Source organism: Streptomyces sp. BI87 (genome assembly GCF_025957665.1).
GTDB lineage: Bacteria > Actinomycetota > Actinomycetes > Streptomycetales > Streptomycetaceae > Streptomyces > Streptomyces albidoflavus.
The window spans coordinates 3,743,479-3,762,711 of sequence record NZ_CP110079.1 but is presented as its reverse complement, the minus strand read 5'-3'; the positions used below and the strand labels follow the sequence as shown (position 1 = coordinate 3,762,711).

The 19,233-nt window shown below is 72.9% G+C and carries 10 protein-coding genes and 1 tRNA gene; 2 read left to right on the top strand and 9 right to left on the bottom strand.

What is annotated here, in order from left to right:
* Positions 1-5: 5 nt before the first annotated feature.
* Positions 6-863, bottom strand: a complete 858-nt coding sequence (locus tag OIM89_RS16565; RefSeq protein WP_047470371.1) for a DMT family transporter — start codon at positions 861-863, stop codon at positions 6-8.
* An 87-nt stretch (positions 864-950) separates the two neighbouring features.
* Positions 951-1,877: an alpha/beta hydrolase family protein gene (locus OIM89_RS16560; RefSeq protein ID WP_226965457.1), complete on the bottom strand. Its 927-nt coding sequence runs from the start codon at positions 1,875-1,877 to the stop codon at positions 951-953.
* 109 nt (positions 1,878-1,986) lie between these two features.
* Here OIM89_RS16560 and OIM89_RS16555 point away from each other — a divergent pair, with 109 nt between their 5' ends.
* Positions 1,987-2,361, top strand: a complete 375-nt coding sequence (locus tag OIM89_RS16555; RefSeq protein WP_226965643.1) for a MerR family transcriptional regulator — start codon at positions 1,987-1,989, stop codon at positions 2,359-2,361.
* Between the two features lie 217 nt (positions 2,362-2,578).
* Here OIM89_RS16555 and OIM89_RS16550 read toward each other — a convergent pair whose 3' ends face one another.
* The 3 genes from OIM89_RS16550 to OIM89_RS16540 form a co-directional block, all read right to left on the bottom strand.
* Complete coding sequence (locus OIM89_RS16550; RefSeq protein WP_264491389.1) at positions 2,579-3,841, bottom strand: hypothetical protein; 1,263 nt, start codon at positions 3,839-3,841, stop codon at positions 2,579-2,581.
* A gap of 1,072 nt (positions 3,842-4,913) precedes the next feature.
* The gene (locus tag OIM89_RS16545; RefSeq protein ID WP_051727202.1) at positions 4,914-5,915 is read right to left on the bottom strand and encodes a hypothetical protein; all 1,002 of its coding nucleotides are present in this window, start codon (positions 5,913-5,915) and stop codon (positions 4,914-4,916) included.
* Position 5,916: 1 nt separating this feature from the next.
* Complete coding sequence (locus tag OIM89_RS16540) at positions 5,917-6,318, bottom strand: hypothetical protein (protein ID WP_051727201.1); 402 nt, start codon at positions 6,316-6,318, stop codon at positions 5,917-5,919.
* A 291-nt stretch (positions 6,319-6,609) separates the two neighbouring features.
* Between OIM89_RS16540 and OIM89_RS16535 the strand changes: the two genes are divergently transcribed.
* Entirely contained in the window at positions 6,610-10,905 is a 4,296-nt protein-coding gene (locus tag OIM89_RS16535) for a CHAT domain-containing protein (RefSeq protein ID WP_257381335.1), read from the top strand.
* Between the two features lie 865 nt (positions 10,906-11,770).
* Here OIM89_RS16535 and OIM89_RS16530 read toward each other — a convergent pair.
* The 4 genes from OIM89_RS16530 to tmk all read right to left on the bottom strand — a co-directional run bounded on the left by OIM89_RS16530 (position 11,771) and on the right by tmk (position 18,873).
* Positions 11,771-11,844: transfer RNA gene (locus tag OIM89_RS16530), tRNA-Thr, on the bottom strand.
* A gap of 127 nt (positions 11,845-11,971) precedes the next feature.
* Entirely contained in the window at positions 11,972-13,555 is a 1,584-nt protein-coding gene (locus OIM89_RS16525; protein ID WP_030697916.1) for an alpha/beta hydrolase, read from the bottom strand.
* Positions 13,556-13,671: 116 nt separating this feature from the next.
* The gene (locus OIM89_RS16520; RefSeq protein WP_217467308.1) at positions 13,672-14,883 is read right to left on the bottom strand and encodes a DNA polymerase III subunit delta'; all 1,212 of its coding nucleotides are present in this window, start codon (positions 14,881-14,883) and stop codon (positions 13,672-13,674) included.
* 642 nt (positions 14,884-15,525) lie between these two features.
* Positions 15,526-18,873: a dTMP kinase gene (gene tmk / locus OIM89_RS16515; protein ID WP_226965459.1), complete on the bottom strand. Its 3,348-nt coding sequence runs from the start codon at positions 18,871-18,873 to the stop codon at positions 15,526-15,528.
* Between the last annotated feature and the right edge of the window lie 360 nt (positions 18,874-19,233).

Genomic DNA, 19,233 nt, shown 5'->3' with positions numbered 1-19,233 from the left:
GTCCGTCACCCGGTGAGGTCGCGCAGGTGCGGCACCGCCCGGGTCAGCTCCCGTACGCCCCAGGCGATCAGCGCCACCCCCGCCAGCTCCGGCACCACCCACCAGCCGCCGCGCACGCTTTCCCCGAAGACCACGACGCCGAGCAGGAGACTGACCGAGGCGTCCCCGATGGTCAGCGCCGGCTGCGAGGCGGCGAGCGGCCCGGCCTGCAAGGCGTTCTCCAGCAGCAGCACGGCCGCGACCCCGGTCACCGCGAACCCGTACGTCTGCCAGGTCGCCAGGAACGCGGTGAACCCGTCGTCGGCGAGCGTCCCCGTGGCCGACTTGAGCAGCGCCGCCGTCAGGGCGTTCCCCACGGCGGCCGCTGTTCCGAGCGCCGCCGCCCGGAACAGCGGCGACCGGTACACCCGCGAAGCGGCCACAGCCGCCGCCATCACCCCCAGACACCCCACCAGCACCGGAATCCACCGCGTCATCGGCGCATCGGTACGCGCCCCGGCCGGCGCCGCCGCCCCCAGCACCACGACCAGCCCCACCACCACCGCCGCCACCGCCCACCACCCCTCACGCGGCAGCCGCCGGTGCAGCAACGGCACCCCGATCAGCAGCGCGAACGGCAACTCCAGCACGAACACCGGCTGCACCAGCGCCAACGGCCCGTTGACCAGCGCCAGCGCCTGGAACAGGGCCGCCCCCACGACCCCCGCGATCCCCAGCAGCCACACCGGCTTCCGCGCCAGCTCCCGCAGCAGCCGCCACCCCCCGCCCGACGCCACCTCGGAGGCGGCCTTCCGCTGGAAGGCGGTACCGGCGGCATTGCTGGCGGCACCGAGGACGGCGAAGAGGACGGCGAGGGCGAGCATGGGTGATCCGTGCCCGGCCGCCCCCGCCCCCTCCCTGAGCTGCGGCGATTGCCGCCGATCGGAGCAGGCGGCCGGGCGGGTGCGGCCTCACCCGGTCTTGGAGACGAGCCGGCCCAGCGGGTGCGGCTCCTCGCCGAGCGCCCGCCGTACCGCCTCCCACTCCTCGCTGCCGACGCCGAGGACGTGGCGCAGGTACGCCAGGGTGACCTCCTGCACCAGAGCGACCCGGGCCGGGTTCTCGTCGGTCGTCTCGGCCACCTCGTACCCGGAGATCCCGCCGAGGAAGTGCTCCGCCCCGAAGAGGGTCAGCAGACTCTTGTCGCCCGGACTCAGTACGTACGGATCGGCCATCCACTCCGGCCCCCGCACGGTCAGCGGCGAGGCGTCCCGGTCACCCGCGACCACCAGGGCCGGGGCCTTCAGGTGCGCGAACTCCGGGCCCCGCAGCCAGGGCAGGTTCTCGGCCGCGAACGGCGTCAGGGCGTCGCCACCCCGGCCCGCCGTGGCGAGCAGCACCCCCGCCCTGACCCGGGGGTCGGACAGGTCCTCCGCCCGTCCCGTCCCGGGATCGAGGACGCGCAGCCCCAGCAGCACCCCCGCCGTCTGCCCGCCGAAGGAGTGCCCCGCCACCGCGACCCGCTCCTGGTCGACCCGCCCGGCCAGCCCCGGCACCTGCCCCACCAGCACATCGAGCTGGTCGAGCACCCGCCGCACGTCCTCGACCCGGTACCGCCACAGCCCGGTCCGCCGCGGATCGTCCGCCGCCGGCCCCACGCTCTTCGCGTCGAGATGCGTGGGCTGCACCACCACGAACCCCCGCGCCGCCCAGTAGTCGGCCAGCGGCCCGTACCCCTCCAACGACGCCCCGAACCCGTGCGCGAACACCACCACGGGCAGCCCCCGCCCTGTGACGGGCGCCGACACACGAACCCGCAGCTCCACCCCCCGCCCGGGCACGGACAACACCAACGGCTTGACGGAAACGACAGGCACAGGCGCGCGCACGCTACTCATACGGACCACTTCCCTCTTCCCCCTTCCAGCGACCGAGGGTTCCGGTCTGTCCGGAGTTACGCTAAAACCTGACGCTGACGTCAGAGGCAAGAGAGGCACCCGACCCATGATGCGCATCGGCGAACTCGCCACCCGAACCCACGTCAGCGCGCGAGCCCTCCGCTACTACGAGGAACACGCCCTCCTCACCCCCGACCGCACCCCCAGCGGCCAGCGCCACTACCCGGAATCCGCCGTCGCCCGCGTCCACCTCATCCAGCAGCTCTACGCCGCCGGCCTCTCCAGCCGCACCATCCGCGACCTCCTCCCCTGCGTCCTCGACGACCAGGCCACCCCCGAACTCCTCCACCGCCTCACCGAACAACGCAACACCCTCACCGCCAAACTCACCGCCCTCACCACCACCCGCGACACCCTCGACAGGGTGATCGCCAACGCGGAGGCCAACTTGCGGACGGGGGAGGCGTGCGGGGGCGGGGAGTGACCACCCCAACCCCTCGCTCCGGGGCTCCGGGCCCGGGCGGCCCCCGTACCTCGTCGCGACCGACGCCCCGGCGGGGCGGACGCATCCACTCCTCGACCGCCGCCATGGCCCGCGCGCCCCGGGTGACGGGCCCCCCGTCAGCCCGCGCGTGACCGCCCGCGCGAGGACGGCGGAGATCTGCGCGCCCAGGGCGTGGTCGTCGGTCACACACCGCCGCTCAGCCCTCGCCTCCGACCTCGTCGCCGGCCTTGCCTCCGCGCAGACGTCGCGCCCGCTCGGCGATGCCGCTCGCGAGCTTGTCCCGCACGTTCCCGGCTCGGTCCAGGGTCTCGTGGCCGACCGTCCTGGCGGCCGCCACACCCATCGCCCCCGTCTCGAGCGCCCGGTCCCTGGCCTGCACGGCGGCCTCCACCCACCGCCTCGTCTCGGTGTACTGACGACCGGCCCGGTCGGCCACACGCTCCTGGAACTCATGGACGACGACCACGACCTGGTTGCTCGCCTCGACCACGGCCGGGGACTTGGCCGGGTGCAGCAGCACCTTCGCGTTGGCCGCGCCGGCCGCCACGTTCATCCTCGTCACCAGCCGGTCGGTGCACCGCAGGATGAGCTCCTGCCGGTCCCGCCGGGCCGCCCTCAGCCCGAGGCGGTGCCCGTTCAGCTCCTCCGGCGACACGTCCCGCACCCGGTCGAGTTCGAGCACCGCCACCGCGTCCTGCAACTGGAAGCAGCGAGCGAGGACAGCGAGCCACTCCCGCACGACCGGCTCGGCCTCACGCACCGTCGCCGCGAGTTCCCCGATCTTGGCCTGCCGCTCCATCTTCTCCGCGAGCGCGTCGAGTTGCCGCAGCCCGTACGCCTGGGTCTCCGCAATCGTGGCCGGCCCGCCCTGCACCTTCGACCACGTGACCTCGTCGACTCCGCCCCGCTGCCGGCGCACGGTCATGGCCTCCTCGATGACCAGCCCCGTACCGATCATGCGGGAGAGCACCGCGTCCTTCTGGGCCCGCAACACGTCGTCGACCTTGGCATCGATCACGTCGAGATACTCGGTGATCTCGTCCATGGCCTGCTCCATCGCCACCTGCGCCAACAACTTGGCGACATTGGCGAGAGCGACCGGGCTCCCCACGAACGACCGGGACCCTCGGGCGAACTCGACAAACCCCTTGATCTGCCCCCGGCCCCCCTTCAGCACACCGGTACTGATCCCCGTCGCCGCACTCTCCCGCAACCCGTACTTCTTGACCTGCTCCGCCGACTCCGCGGTCAGTTTCACCCACCGCCCGGAGACACCGGCACCCCCCTCCGCCCCCTCCTTCACCACGGCGGCCCCGGCCCCGACCACCCCCTTGATCCACCCCGGACCGACCTTCTTCCCCACCAGCCCCTCCGAGACGAGGAACCTCTCCACGTCCCCCACGTCCCCGATCACCGCCAGCCCGTCACCATCACTGACCAGCTGAACCTCGTCCTTCATCGCCCACCCGCCCACTCCGGAGTACTCCTAGGCGGACGAGACTATCCAGACAAACCCAAGGACAGGCCCATTCAGCCGAGTTGGGCGACCTGCCCCACTTCCCACACCCGACCGCCACTGCCACCGCACTCATCCTGGCTGCCGAAAAGCACTGAGGCCCAGGTCAGAACTTCTCTGACCTGGGCCTCACCGGAGCCGCCTTCGGGATTCGAACCCGAGACCTACGCATTACGAGACCGCGAGCGATCATCCCAGGGAATGCCCTGCCGTACTGTCTCGTGACATTTTTCCTGGTCAGAGCATCTGCAGCAGCTTGGCCCGTGCCACCTGGTGCCGCACCGTCCAAAGGCGTCTGTCCACCGCCCGTCCACCGGAGGGGGTACCGCCAGCTCACCAGCAAGACTGACGACGGGCTCCCGACCACACTGTCGACTGGCGGGAGAGGTGCATGGAGGTCACTGTCTGACCTCGACAAGCGCCCTTCGCTGGGTTCCGGCACCGTACCACCTGCTCGCGTGCCGCACGCGGTAGCCATTGGGACGCCGTCGCAGACAGTGCGGCCCGTGGGGGAGCTCCGGATCCGCAGGCCCCGCCCCGGCGAGGAGACCCCTACCTGCGGTAAGACACCGAGCTGACCTGCGGCGGATCGCCAAGCCGGGCGACGCATGCGGGGGCCCGTCACGCTCGTAGGCTGGTGCTGCACTGAGCGACACGGAGGTCTGCCATGGCAAGGGGGTCCCGGCAGGCGAAGAAGGAACAGCGCCAGCAGCTCAAGAAGCTCCCCTTCTGAGAGAGGCCCGCCTCAGGGCGCGCAGGCTAGCCGAGGGACTGGATATCGAGCTACCTGACGCGCCGGTCACCCATCGCATCGCCGGTACGCCGGGTAGATGCGATGCGCCCGCCGGGCTCGCCCCCAACCGGGCCGCCGTGGCCCTGCACCATGCCGTCCGGGCGGTGCACGACCGCTACCCGGCGCCCCGTCCCTGTGGGCGGTCCACCTCCACTCCAGCGCGTAGGCGTAGCCGGGACACAAGCCTGCGAGGCGACAGGTGTACCAGGCGGCGGCCGGATCTCACCGCTCGTCGGGGACCGCCTCGCCACGCGGTGCCATCAGCCGGATCAAGTGGCCCTGTCCCTGGAACAGGAAGGTGAGGTCGCGGCCTACGCGCCGGTCGAGCGGTTGCGGCTCCTCGCTCCGTATCAGGCCGTGCAGCCGGGCGAGCTCCACCGCATGCAGCCGTGTCGCCGCTTCCAAGACTTGGGCGTAGCGTTCCGTCGCGGCTCGGGAGCGCCGCCAGCCGGTGAGGACGAGGACTGCCGCCGCCACCAGGCCGGGCCACCACAGGACGCCCACGCCCACGTACAGCACGCCCCAGCCGGCGAGGGTCGTCGTACGGCTGAGCTCGGCGCGGGCGTCGGTGATCTCGGCGCGTGTCGTGTCCGACAGGCAGAGCCGCAGGTGTGGCCACACCGTGGCGGGGTCGAGGTCGTACTCGCGCCGCAGGCGGACCGCCACTGCGGCGATACGGTCACCCATCCACGTGGGACACGTGGGCCGTTCGACGGCGACACGGTTGATACGGCGCCGCTGTTCCGCCGACGACGAAGGAGCGGCGGGTGTGGAGGGAGTGTTGTCGCGCGGGGCGAGCGCCCGTTGTCGCGCTCGTCGTTCGACGTCTGCCCTGCGCTGCCGGGTCAACTCGTCCCAGCGGTCGCGTCGTACAGCCGACCTCCGACGAGCTAGTAGGCGCAGCGGAACCGGCCAGGCGTCGGAGTCCACCGCCACCCAGACCCGTTCGAGGCCGGATCCCAGGGCCTGGGCGACCACGCCCACCGCGGCGGCGCCCAGCAGCCCGGCGATCAGCAGCACCACCAGGCCGCCGGTCGAGCTCACGCGCGGTGAGGCCGCCCAGGTGTCGATGTGCTGGATCAGGCGCGTGATGTCGATTGCGTGCCCGTGGCCCAGGGCTCGCCCGCCCGCCAGGATCGCCAGGTAGAGGGCTCCGGGCAGCACCAGGATGGACACCCAGCGCTCGGCCAGGTGCTTGCCGAGCTCGGACAGCAGCCCGCCCACGTCAGGTCCTCACCCAGCGCAGCGCCTCTCCGGAGAGTGAACATGCCGGCGGCTCCTCGCGGGCGTCGTCCGGCCACCACAGTCGGGAGCAGCGGCCGTCGGGGCAGAGGAACACGACGTCCAGGGGCTCGGCCGACGGCAGCACGTCGGGGCGGGGCACCGCCGTGCGTGAACCGTCCCCGTACGCGCCCATCGCGTCACCGTGGCGCAACAGCGTGTGGTGGAGCTCGTCCAACTCCCGCTCCACATCACCTCCGGACCGTACGGCGGTGAGGAGCTGGTCCAGTACGGCGTCCCCTCCGGTCTCCCCGAGGAGCGATCGCAGATCCTCCAGTTCGGTGCACACCCGGGCAAGCGCGTCCTTGATTCGTACCTGCCGGTCCGCTGCCCTCTCGTCGGCCATCGCGGCCTACCCCCACGGCGTTGTCCAGTCGATCAACGGGACGTTACCGTCTCTGTCATGGGGGACCAAGGGGAAGACCGCGCGGAGCGTGGCGAGTTGAGGGCGACCGTCGCCCGGTGGCTTGAGCGGGCGCTCGAAGACGGCTACCACCTGGCGCTGGAGCCGGAGGCGATCGAGGCGGAGCGTCTGCTGGCCCGTACGCTCCCGGACGGGGCAGGACTCCGGGCGGAGGAGGGGGCCGACGACCTCGACGCCCGACTGCTGCTGGGCCGGCTGCGGCTGTGCCAGGCCATGGCCCTGCCCGAGACTGAGGCGGTGCCGCAGCTCAACCGGGCCGTTGAGGACCTGATCCCGTGCTTCGTCGCCGACGTCGGCATGGACGAGCTGCCCGAACCGGTCGTGGGCCTGATCGCCGAGAAGACGGCCGAGGTCGCGGACCGGTACCGGACCGCCCCGCGCGTCGACCACGCGGAGGACAACGAGGCCTGGCGCGAGCTGTGGCGGCGCATCGTCGACGCCGTACACCGCGACCGTCCGATGCGCCTGCTCCACCTCGGCTACCTGTGCGACACGCTGTGGAAAACCCATCACATGCGCGGCCGGACCGCCGACCTGGAGGAGTCCCTCGCCACGGCCCGCCGCATGCTGTGGGAGACCGACGAGGAACACCCGATGCTGCCCTGGGCCAAGGTCCAGCTGAGCAAGGTGCTTTGCACGCACTACGAGGTCACGGGCGATCGTACGTCAGTGGACGTGGCGGTGACGCTCGCGCGGGATTCACTGCGACCCGAGCCGGAGACGCCCGCCGCGCTCTCCAAGCACTCCCTGGCGCTGAGCAGAGCACTGCTTTACCTCTACGCCCGCACCGGCGCGGAACGGCACCTGAGGGAGGCGCGCCGGGTGAGCGAGAAGGCGCGCGACGCCACCCCCGACGACACAGACGGCCGCGCCGCCCACGAACGGCTCCTGGAGTGGGCCGCGCGGGCGGAGACCTGCCGGTCCCATCTGCGTGCCCCGGAATGGTTGATCGGCCTACGGGACTTGAGGAAGTCGCAGCGGGAATACGCCGTGTACGAGCAGGCGGGCCGGCACGCGCGGTGGTACAAGGACAGATCCCTCGCCCTAGCTCGTGCCGCCGAGACGGCGGACCTGGCCACCCTGTCCGACGCCGTCGCGGAGGGGCGGCTCGCGCTGGCCCTCGTATCCGACAGGTGCGCGGGACGGGTCGGGTGCCTACAGGAGCTCGGACGCGCACTGCGGATGCGCTTCCGATTGACGGGGGTCCGCGACGATCTCGACGCGGCGATCGAGGCGGGCCGCGCGTCGGTGCACGCCGTCGCCCGGTACGTCAAGGTGCCCCGTTTCTACGCGTTGGCGGCGCCGTACGCGCTGAGTGTCCTGGGCCGGACGCTGCTGGTCGCCTTCTCCGTGACCGGGAGGCAGGAGCAGCTGGAAGAGGCGATCGACCTCGCGCGGCAGGCGGTACGGATCGCGGACGCCGACCACGCCGCACGGCCAGAGTTCCTGGAAATGCTGGCCGAGGCGCTGGACTCCAGGTACGAGCTGACCGGGTCGGACAGCGACCGGGCCGCCGCGACGGCAGCCACCCGGGAGGCGCTCCGGGCCCGCGAGGCGGCGGTGTCCCACCGGCGCCCCGATGCGCTGGACATGCTCGCCGAGCACGGTCTGGCCGTCGAGGCCCGGGAGGCCAGGCGGGCCTTCGACGAAAAGAACCGGCCCGTCCGCGAATCGGACATGCTGGCCCGCAAGGCTGAGACATTGATGCGCCGCCCCTGGGACGTCGCCCGTGAGGGGCTCGACTCAGCGGTGAAGGCGGCCTCGGATGCCGTGGAGCTGCTGGCCTACGAGGATCCGGAGCGCGCGGACCGGCTCGGCCTGCTCAGCACGACGTATGTGGCGAGGTTCCGGCGGACGGGCACCGTGGACGACCTCGACCGGGCCGTCGACGCCGCCCGGCGCGCGGTGGCCGCGCCCCACGCCCCGCAACGGCGCGGTGCGCATCTCTCGGCGCTCGGCATGGCGCTCGACGGACGGGCCAGGGCCACCGGCTCGTCGGAGGACATGAACGAGGCGGTCGAGGTTTTCCGGCTGGCGCAGGACGCCTTCGTCGACCTCGATTCACGCCGCCGCCTGGCGGGACGTCGGCTGCGCAACGCGCTCGTCTCGCTCTACGACATGACCGACGAACATATGGTGGAGAGCCTGGACGAGGCGGAAGACCTGGTACGGGAAGCGCTGCGCGAGCTGACGTCCGAGCATCCCGACCGGGGTGACCTCCTCAACGAACTGGGCCTCGTCATGTCTCGTCGCCATGAGCGGCGGCCCGACCCCGAAGTGCTGGACACGCTGATCGATACGGCCAGGGAGGCGGCGGCCCTTCCGGCCGACCCCCTGGACCGTGGAATTCGTCTCGGGAACCTCTGCAAGTCGCTCATGACGCGTTGGCGTGCGCAGGGGGATCCCGCCGACCTCGATCACGCCCTCCGGTACGCAGAGACCGCGACGTCGATGTTCCCCCGCGACCACCCGGACTGGGCGGTGCACGCCATGCTGTGGGCGGAAGCACTGCTGTACCGGGCCGGAGAGACCGGGAAGCTCACCGATCTGCGAGCAGGGTGGGAGAAGCTCACGCTGGCCGCCCGCAACGACGCGGCCCGGCCCTCCGTACGGATCCGGGCGGCGCGCAGCGCGGGGAACACCGCGGTGCGCGATCCCTCACGCACCACGTACGCCGAATCCGTCGGCCTGCTGGAGGAGGCGGTCCGGCTCATGCCCAGGACGGCACCTCGCGGACTGAGCCGCGACGACCGGCAGCAGGCCCTCAAGGACTTCGGGGCGACCGCCGCGCTCGGCGCCTCGCTGGCGCTCGCGCTCCGAGACAACCTGACCGACGCCGGCCCCGCACACGAACAACGGGCCCGCGGGCCTGTCGGCAGCAGGGCCCGCGGATTCCTCGGGCTTCGGTTCCCTCGCCGCCGGAGCAGGCGAACGACTTCGCCCCTGGCCCCTGGCCCCGCCCCCAGCCCTGGAGGGTCACAGGATCAGGAGCTTCTCCGCGGGGCTCTGCGCATGCTGGAGCAGGGCCGTACCGTCATGCTGGGCGAGTTGCTCCGCACCCGGGGCGATCTGACGCACCTGCGGGCACGTCATCCGGAGCTAGCGCGCCGGTTCGTGGAGCTGCGGAACCGGCTCGACAGCACGCAGGCCGCCACCACGGCCCGGGACGGAGCGCGCCCGGACGACATCCCGTTCGCCGACTCGGTCGACGCAGTGTCGACCGACGCGCGCGCCGAGAAGGACGCCACCGGACCGTCGGCCGGGGAGGCGGCCGCCAGGGCAGCGGTGGACGAACGGCGCAGCATCGCCGCCGCTTTCGACCAAGTGATCACCGAGATCCGCGCGCACGACGGCTTCGACTCGTTCCTCCAGCCACCCCACGTCGAGGAACTCATCGACGCGGCCCAGGACGGCCCCGTCGTAGTGCTCTCCGTTGGTCCGCAGCGCAGCGACGCCCTGCTTCTCACGCCTGACGGCACATTAGGTTCCGTCCCTCTCCCCGACCTCGACGCCACGACACTCGAAGCGCGGACCGTCGCGTTCGCGGAGGCGCTCCAGGCCACGGAAAGCCGCTCAAGCGCCGAGCGAATGGCCGCCCAGCGAACCCAGTGCGAGGTCCTGGAATGGCTCTGGGACACCGCCGCAGAGCCCGTACTCCAAGCCCTCGACCTCCACGGCCCGCCCCCGGCCGGCGCCCCCTGGCCACGCCTGTGGTGGGTGCCGTCCGGGCTGCTCGGCCGACTGCCGCTGCACGCCGCCGGGTACCACCGCGCCGAAACCGGAACCCGCACCGTAATGGACCGCGTCGTGTCCTCGTACACGCCGTCCATCACCGCCCTGCGCCATGCCCGTCGACCTGTCCCGGCCGCCCCTACCCCAGAACAACAGGCCCTGATCGTGAGCCTGCCGGAAACACCCGGCCAGCGCCCGCTGCGTTGGGTACGGGACGAGGTCGACCGGGTCTCGGCGCTTCTGCCGCAGGGCACGGTCCTCGAACAGGAGGCGGCCACCCGTAACGCCGTGCTGACGCGTCTGGACGCCTGCACGTTCGCCCACTTCGCCTGCCACGGCACCAGCGACCGGCGCGACCCGTCCCACAGCGCGCTGCTGCTCTACGACCACGGCCGCAGTCGTGACCTCGACGGGGACAGTGGCCCGCTCACGGTCGCGTCCTTGGCACCGGTCCGGCTCGATAACGCCCAGCTCGCCTACCTGTCGGCGTGCCACACGGCCGTCACGGAAGCGGAGTCCCTCGTCGACGAGGCGATCCATCTCACGAGCGCGTTCCAGCTGGCCGGGTTCCGCCATGTCGTGGGCACGCTGTGGGCGGTTGCGGACACCGCGGCCCCGTCCATCGCGGAAGGGTTCTACCGGGAACTGCGGGAGGCGTCCGGCGACCTGGACGCCTCCCGATCGGCCTTCGCCCTGCACCAGATCACCCGCGAGACGCGGGACCTGCTGCCCGCAACCCCGTCCCTGTGGGCGGCGTACGTCCACGCGGGTGCGTGACGCCCGTCGGCCCCTCGTACCGAGCGCGCCCTGCTTGTCCACGACGCAGAATCGTCGCCTTCACCGCATACGGTCGGAGCGTTTCCCGGGCGACTTTGACCGCCATCACTTCAAGATCAACGGTCACGCTGCGTACTCGACCACGAGAAGTGGACCAGAGCCGAACTTCAAGGCCATTGACAGTAGGTGACAGACTTCGTTGAGGAGGCATCTTCGCAAGCCCGATGTCCGGATCTTCGAGCTCCCCGCCGAACGGTAAGGATCTGGCTGCTGGCGGATGGACGATCGGCGACAGTCACGAGCACGACGTCGAGGGTGGACGAGCGACTGGGCTGCGGACGGTACGGATCGGCAGGCAACAGGCTTGGCCGAGAGACGAGCCACAGGCCGACCGGACGGTTCCCGATGCCCTGGCTGCGATCAGTCTTCTGCTGGACGGGTCTGCGTGGACTTGTCGGCCACGATCACGGCTGCGACGGCCACCCGACTGACGACACCCCAAACACTCCAGCCCGCGCCAACGCCTACGTCTGTCACAAAGCCACAACCAGGACGACGCTCATCCTCCTCCCCCGGCCGCTGAAGCTCTCGGCGTAGGCCGGGAGCCGCTGGTGCAGTCCTGACGAGCATCAAGCACGTCCGTCCACCGGCTGTCCACCGGAGCCATCGCCGACAAGACCAATCCAGCGGCGGAATGCACCAAAACAGCAGGTCAAGACCTTACGATTGGGCGCCAGCGACAGGTCATGGAGCCGCGATCTACGCATTGTGATGCGTAGACCACGAGTGTCCGATTAGCCCGGATTCCAAGGTCAACGAAACAAAGAAACCCCAGGTCAGAAGCCTGACCTGGGGTTCGCAGTTGAGCCGCCTTCGGGATTCGAACCCGAGACCTACGCATTACGAGTGCGTTGCTCTGGCCATCTGAGCTAAGGCGGCAAGCTGCGGAAGAAGAACCCCTTCGGGTCCCGTCTCCGGGGAAGAGGTTCGCATCTGCAGCGACGTTCAGTGTACAGGGTTCCGGGGAGTGCGACGGACCGGGCCCGGAGGGAGCCCGGGCCCGGGGTCAGCAGCGGGTGCCGTGGTCGGGCGGGGTGCCTTCCAGGAGGTAGGTGTTGATGGCGGTGTCGATGCAGTCGCTGCCTCGGCCGAAGGCGGTGTGGCCGTCGCCGTCGTAGGTGAGGAGGGTGGCGGAGTCGAGCTGGGAGGCGAGGCCGCGGGCCCAGCGGTACGGAGTGGCCGGGTCGCGGGTGGTGCCGACGACGACGATGGGGGCGGCGCCGTTCGCCTCGATGCGGTGCGGGCCCGAGGTGGCGGGGGCGGGCCACTGGGCGCAGTTCAGGGAGGCCCAGGCGAAGCCCTCGCCGAAGACGGGGGACGCCTTGCGGAACTCGGGCAGGGCCGCCTCGACCTCCTCGGGGGTGGCGAAGGCCGGGGGGAGGTCGAGGCAGTTGACGGCGGCGTTGGCGGACATGAGGTTCTGGTAGCCGCCGTCGGCGTCGCGCTCGTAGTAGAGGTCGGAGAGGGCGAGCAGGGCGTCGCCGTCGCGGTCCTTGACGGCGCTGGTCAGGGCGGTGCGCAGCTGGGGCCAGCCGGCCTCGTCGTAGAGGGCGGCGACCACGCCCATGGTGGCGAGGGACTCGGTGAGGGCGCGGCCCTGCCCGGCGGGGAGCGGGTCGGCGTCGAGCCGGTCGAAGAACGCGGTGAGGTTCCGCCCGGCGCTCCGGGGGTCGCCGGTGCCGAGGGGGCAGTCCTTCCGCCGGACGCAGTCCTTGGCGAAGGCGGTGAAGGCGGTGTCGAAGCCGGCGGTCTGCTCCAGGTTGAGCCGGCGGGCGTCGAGGGTGGGGTCCATGGCGCCGTCGAGGACCAGGCGGCCGACGCGGTGCGGATACAGCCCGGCGTAGGTCGCGCCGAGGAAGGTCCCGTACGAGGCGCCGACGTAGGTCAGCTTCTCGTCACCGAGGGCGGAGCGGGCGAGGTCCAGGTCGCGGGCGGACTCGACGGTGGAGACGTGGCCGAGGGTTTTCCCCGCGTCCGCCTGGCAGCCCTTGCCGTACTTCTGGAAGGCGGAAACCAGCGCCTGCTGCTCGGCCGGGGAGTCCGGGGTGGTGTCGGTGGCGGTGTGCGCGTCCATCGCGGGGCCGTCGAGGCAGGTGACGGGCTCGCTGTCGGCGACGCCGCGCGGGTCGACGGCCACCATGTCGTACCGGGCGCGGACCGGTGCCGGGTAGCCGAGGGCGGCGTACGACTGGAGGTAGCCGATGGCGGAGCCGCCGGGGCCGCCCGGGTTGACGAGGAGGGAGCCGAGGCGGGAGCCGGGGCCTGTCGCCTTCTTGCGGGAGAGGGCCAGGTCGAGGGTGCCGGCCGTCGGGTTGTCGTAGTCCAGGGGCGCCTTGAGCCGGGCGCACTCGAACTCCTCCTTGCCGACGCCCTCGCAGGTCCGCCAAGCCGGACGCTGCCCGTAGAAGGGGGCGAGGGCTTCGGGGACCGCCTTGGGGAGGGCCGCGAGGACCTTGTCGCCGGCGGCGTCCGCCGTGGTGCTCTCCGCGCTGCACGCCGGCACGAGGGCGACGGCCGCGGCGAGGAGCGCGGCCGCCAGAGGGCGGCGCGGTGAGCGGCGGGCAGGGGGGCGAGGGCGGCGGTTCTCCATGCAGCCGACTCTAACGCTTAGCTGTTACACGACTACTATGTGTGACGAGAGGGAGGGCGGGAGAAGCCCTTCAGCTCGGGCCGGCGGTCAGCCAAACCACTCGTTCAGGGGACGCGTCACCCTGCTCGCAGCGCCATGGCCATCGCCTCGACGGCGAGGAGGGGCGCGACGTTCCGGTCGAGGGCCTCGCGGCAGGCGGCGATGGCCTCGATCCGGCGGAGGGTGGCGGCCGGGGTGCTGTCCTCGGCGATCCGCTCCAGGGCGTCGCGGAGCTCGACGTTGGCGACGGCCTCCGGGGAGGAGCCGAACTGGAGGGCCAGGACGTCGCGGTAGAAGCTGGTGAGGTCGACCAGGGCCAGGTCGAGGCTGTCGCGCTGGGAACGGGTGCGCCGGCGCTTCTGCTTCTCCTCCAGCTCCTTCATGGCACCCGCCGTACCGCGCGGCATCCGGCCGCCGCTCTGCCCGCCGAGCGCCGCCCGCAGCGCCTCGGTCTCCTTCTCGTCGGTCTCCGTGGCCGCCTGCTTGGAGTCCTCGCTCGCCGCGTCGATCAGCTCCTGGGCGGCGCGCAGCCCCGCGCCCACGTCCCCGACGCGCAGCGGCAGCTTGAGGACGGCGGCCCGGCGCTCACGGGCCCGCTCGTCGGCGGCGAGGCGGCGGGCCCGGTCGATGTGTCCCTGCGTGGACCGCGCGACGGAGGCGGCCAGCGCCGGGTCGACCCCGTCGCGCCGGACCAGGATGTCGGCGACGGCCGCCACCGGCGGCGTACGCAGCGAAAGGTGCCGCGAGCGCGAGCGGATCGTCGGCAGCACGTCCTCCAGCGAGGGGGCGCAGAGCAGCCAGACCGTTCGCGAGGCCGGCTCCTCGACCGCCTTGAGCAGGACGTTCCCCGCGCCTTCGGTGAGGCGGTCGGCGTCCTCCAGGACGATCACCTGCCAGCGTCCGCCGGCCGGGGACATCTGGGAGCGCCGGACCAGGTCGCGGGTCTCCTTCACACCGATGGAGAGCAGGTCGGTACGGACGACGTCCACGTCCGCGTGGGTGCCGATGAGGCTGGTGTGGCAGCCGTCGCAGAAGCCGCAGCCCGGGGTGCCGCCCGGCAGGGCCCGGTCCGGGCTGGTGCACTGGAGGGCGGCGGCGAAGGCCCGCGCCGCGTCGGCCCTGCCCGCTCCGGGCGGCCCGGTGAACAGCCAGGCGTGCGTCATCCGGGACGCCTCGGGCAGCGGATTCCCCGAGGCCGCCGCCGTCACGTAGGCGTCGGCGTCCCGGGCGGCCGCGTCGAGCTGCCCGACCACCCGCTCCTGGCCCACCAGGTCGTCCCACACCGACATCGGCACGCCTCCATCCACATCCACCCCGCCGAGCAAGCCCACCCCGGGCTCGCCCGCCCCATTCTCCGCGACACGACTGACAGGGCCCAAATGCCGGGGCGCCGGCCTTCCCGCACCAGGCGAGCAGCGAGGCCGCCACTCCGGCGCCACCGGGTCGGCGGCGCCCTGCCGGCCGGCTGAGGGCCCGAGGGGCAGCGACTTCCGAACCCAACGCCATGAGCAGTGCGGCCCAGCGGCGTGCGCGCCCCTCCTGCCTGGCGGACACGGGAAGGCCGGGCTACGCGCGGACGCGGCACTGCCGCGAGCCGACCACGCGGGCCATCCCAGCAGGGCGCCCCCAGACCACGAGGCCCAGCGAACACGCGCCCAGCGCCCAAGCACCGAGGCCCGCCCAGTCACGCAGCGCCGACGCTCCGCAGCGGAGCCGGAACCCACCCGCAGCGGGCAGGTCCGACGACCGGGCCAGCTCGGCAGCGGATCGCCCACCATCAGGCGGAACCCGGCGGCGGGCCCGCAGGCGACCACGCCCGCACGCGAGCCCCACCCGCCCGGCAAGCGGCATCGGGCTAGCCGCAGGCACACGGGAACCATCAGACCGACGGCCTCGCCCCGCCCCCGGGACGAGGCCGCGAAGAACGCGCCCTACCGCCGCCCGCGCCCTCCACGCCGGTCGTCCTCGTCCCCGTCGTCGTGCGGGCCGAGAAGCTCGTCCGCCAGGCTGGGGAGGTCGTCGAGGGGAGTCTCCTCCGCCCAGTCGGGGCGCGGGCGCGGGGCGTTCGGGTCGATCTGGGGCATCTCCCGGGTGCGCTCGTTCTCGCCGGGGGCGGAGTCGCGGGCATCGCGGGCCGGGCCCGTCGCGTCCTCCCGGAAGTAGCCCGGCGGCACGCGGTCGGCGGGCGCGTCCGTGCCGGGGCGGCCGGCCTCGGAAACGCGCGGGAAGGCCGTGGTCTCCTCGTCGTCCCCGGCGCCCGGCTGCGGGACCTGGGGGATGACGGCGGTCTCCTCGGCGTCGGACGGGGTGGGGGCGGAGGCCTGCGGCAGGACCGCCGTCTCCTCGTTGTCCGACGGCGCGGGCGCCTGGCCGGTGTGCCGGTCGTCGTCCTTGGTGAAGGAGTAGGAGCCACGGCCTTCGCTCCGGTCGTCCTTGGTGAAGGAGTGGGAGCCTCGGCCCTCGCCCGGGTCGCCCTTGGTGAAGGAGTGGGCCGGGCCCTGCTCCCCTTCCTCGGGCGCCTCGGGCTTGCGGAGGGAGTGGACCGGGGTCGGGACGGTCGTCTCGCTGTCGGTCTGGGGCGCTTCGGCGCGCAGCGCCGCTTCCCGCTCGGCCGCGCGGCGAGCCTCCTCGGCCCGGACCCTGGCCTCCTCCTCGGCACGCAGGCGCGCCTCCTCCTCAGCCTGGCGGCGCGCCTCCTCCTCTGCTTGGCGGCGTGCCTCCTCGGCGCGGAGCAGGGCCTCCTCGGCCTGGCGCTGCTTCTCGCGGCGGCGCTCCTCGGCCTCCTTGCGGAGCCGTTCCTCCTCGACCTTGCGCAGGCGCAACCGTTCCTGCTCGGCGGCGCGCAGCTCCTCCTCGGCGCGGAGGCGGGCTCGCTCCTCCTCGGCGCGACGCTCGGCCTCCTCGGCGCGGCGGCGGGCCTCCTCGGCCTGGCGCTCGGCCTGCCGCTCCGCCTCCAGCCGCTTGGCCTCCTCCAGCTCGCGCTTCTTGCGTTCCTCCTCCTCGGCGCGCAGCCGGGCGAGCTGCTCCTGGCGCTCCCGCTCCAGGCGCTCCTCCTCGGCCTTGCGTGCGGCCTCTTCCTCGGCCTTGCGGCGGGCCTCCTCCTCGGCGGCGCGACGGGCCTCCTCCTGAGCCTTGATCTCGGCCTCGGAGAGGGGAAGCAGCTGGTCCAGGCGGTGCCGGACGACGGTGGTGACGTCCTCGGGCTGCTGGCCGGCGTCGACCACGAGGTAGCGGTCCTGGTCGGCGGCGGCCAGGGTGAGGAACCCGGCCCGGACCCGCTGGTGGAAGGCAGCCGGCTCGGACTCCAGCCGGTCCGGTGCCTCGGTGAACCGCTCGCGGGCCGTCTCCGGGGAGACGTCGAGCAGGACCGTGAGGTGCGGGACGAGGCCGCCGGTGGCCCAGCGGGAGATCCGGGCGATCTCGGTGGGCGCGAGGTCGCGCCCGGCGCCCTGGTAGGCGACCGAGGAGTCGATGTAGCGGTCGGAGATGACGACGGCGCCGCGCTCCAGCGCGGGGCGGACGACGGTGTCGACGTGCTCGGCGCGGTCGGCGGCGTACAGCAGGGCCTCGGCGCGGTGCGAGAGGCCGGCGCTGGAGACGTCGAGGAGGATCGCGCGCAGCCGCTTGCCGATCGGGGTCGCCCCCGGCTCGCGGGTCACGACGACCTCGTGGCCCTTGGCCCTGATCCACTCGGCCAGCGCCTCGGCCTGGGTGGACTTGCCGGCCCCGTCGCCGCCCTCCAGGGCGATGAAGAAACCGGTCGCGGCGGGCGCGGTGGCCGGGTCGTCGCCGCGCAGCGCGTCCCGCAGGTCGCGGCGGAGCGGGACGCCCTGCCGGTCGTCGGCCTTGGCGAGGAGGATGGCGGCGACCGGCAGCAGCAGGGCGCCGAGCAGCATCAGGGTGAAGGCGGCGCCCCCGTGGGCGAAGACGAACTTGCCGGCCTCGACCCGGTGGCGGCCGATGCCGCCCGCGATGAGCGGGGCGGCGAGCACGGAGACGGCGAGGGTCAGCCGGACCACGGCCTGGAGGTGTTCCCCCTGGCGCGCCCTGCGGAACTCCTCCGTCTCCTGGTCGATCAGGGTGTGCCCGGCGTGGGCCGCGACACCCGCCGCGAATCCGGCGAGCAGCAGCAGGAGCAGCACGGTCGTGACGTCGGGGACGAGCCCGGCGGCGAGCAGGGCCACGCCGGTCAGCGCGACGGCGAGCGCCAGCAGCCGGCGCCGGGAGAGCCCGGGCAGCACGCGCTGGGCGGAGCGGACGCCGATCCCCGTACCGCCGGTGAGGGCGAGGACGAAGAGGCCGAAGAGGACGGGGCCGCCGTCGAGGTCCTTGGCGTGGATCACGGAGACGGCGACGGCGCCGGAGATGGCGGCGGTGACCGCGGCGCAGCCGACGACCAGGAGGCGGATGGTGCCGGTGCGGCCCCGGTCGGGGCCGGTGCCCGTCTTCGGGCGGCGCAGCCCCTCCAGCGGGGAGCGGGCGCGCGGCGTGCGGGTGCCGGGCAGCGTCAGGAAGTAGACGACGGAGAGCGAGGCGGCGAAGAGGCCGGCCGCGACGTACGAGGCGAGGGCGACCTGGTGGGTGGCGAACCAGTCGATGCCGGTGGCCAGCAGGTTCCCCACCAGGGTGACCGCGACCAGCACGGCGGCGGCCAGTGGCACCCCGGCGAAGGTGGTGCGCAGGAATAGCCGGTGCAGGGCTTCGGAGCGGTCCGGCAGCGGGCGCACGGCGTCCGCGCCGGCGGCCGGGGCGGGCAGCAGCGCGGGCGCCGCGCTCTCCCGGCAGACCGTCCAGAAGCGTTCGGCGACGCCGAGGACGAAGACCGTCACCAGGAGGGTGGCCAGTGCCGTGTCCGGGGTCCAGTCGATCCAGAGCGGCGCGACGATCAGCAGGGCGGCCCGCAGGCCGTCGGCGACCACCATCGTCCAGCGGCGGTCGAGCGGGCCGTCGGGTGCGGTCAGCGAGCTGACCGGGCCGAGCAGAACCGCGCCGAAGAGCAGGGTCGCGAGGACGCGGACACCCAGGACGACACTGACGGTGAAGGCCGCGCCCTGGTACCCGCCGCCGAACGCCCCTTGCGCGAGCGAGGTGTGGAAGGCCAGCACCACCAGCACGAAGAGGGCAAGGACATCGCCGACACCCCCCACCAGCTGGGCGCTCCACAGCTGCTTGAGGGGGCGGAAACGCAGCAGGGCGCGCACGGCGCGCTCTCGGGAATCTGCGACCAGGGCGTCGTCGGGGGCCGGGTTCACGACCGTTGGCTGCTCGGCTCGCGTCATCCCGCCAGCCTAGCCCGCTCGTTCGTCACCCGGTCGGCCCGCCCGAACATACGACCGTCCGGCCTGGTCCAAAACCGCCCGACGCCGACAATCGGCGTCACCCTCGCACTCCACGCCACCCGCGCACACCTCCGCACTCCGGGGGACCCCTGGCCCACCCGCACGACCGCACTTCACCGCTTCACCCGTGTCGCACCCCGCCGCCTCACATGGACCCCAACCCCTCCCTCGCGTCCCTCACGCTCCGTGATCACTTGCTGAAGGGCACCTGCCCCTCGTACGCCTGAACGAAAACCGCCCCGCCCCGAAAGATCGCGGAGCGGGGCGGCGCGCGAGCGCACTCGGCCCGAGGGGGCGCGC

Bases quoted from the DNA above. Each gene is read 5' to 3' on its own strand.
- OIM89_RS16565 (WP_047470371.1), bottom strand. From the start codon at position 863: ATGCTCGCCCTCGCCGTCCTCTTCGCCGTCCTCGGTGCCGCCAGCAAT.
- OIM89_RS16560 (WP_226965457.1), bottom strand. From the start codon at position 1,877: ATGAGTAGCGTGCGCGCGCCTGTGCCTGTCGTTTCCGTCAAGCCGTTG.
- OIM89_RS16555 (WP_226965643.1), top strand. From the start codon at position 1,987: ATGCGCATCGGCGAACTCGCCACCCGAACCCACGTCAGCGCGCGAGCC.
- OIM89_RS16550 (WP_264491389.1), bottom strand. From the start codon at position 3,841: ATGAAGGACGAGGTTCAGCTGGTCAGTGATGGTGACGGGCTGGCGGTG.
- OIM89_RS16540 (WP_051727201.1), bottom strand. From the start codon at position 6,318: ATGGCCGACGAGAGGGCAGCGGACCGGCAGGTACGAATCAAGGACGCG.
- OIM89_RS16535 (WP_257381335.1), top strand. From the start codon at position 6,610: ATGGCCCTGCCCGAGACTGAGGCGGTGCCGCAGCTCAACCGGGCCGTT.
- OIM89_RS16525 (WP_030697916.1), bottom strand. From the start codon at position 13,555: ATGGAGAACCGCCGCCCTCGCCCCCCTGCCCGCCGCTCACCGCGCCGC.
- OIM89_RS16520 (WP_217467308.1), bottom strand. From the start codon at position 14,883: ATGTCGGTGTGGGACGACCTGGTGGGCCAGGAGCGGGTGGTCGGGCAG.
- tmk (WP_226965459.1), bottom strand. From the start codon at position 18,873: ATGACGCGAGCCGAGCAGCCAACGGTCGTGAACCCGGCCCCCGACGAC.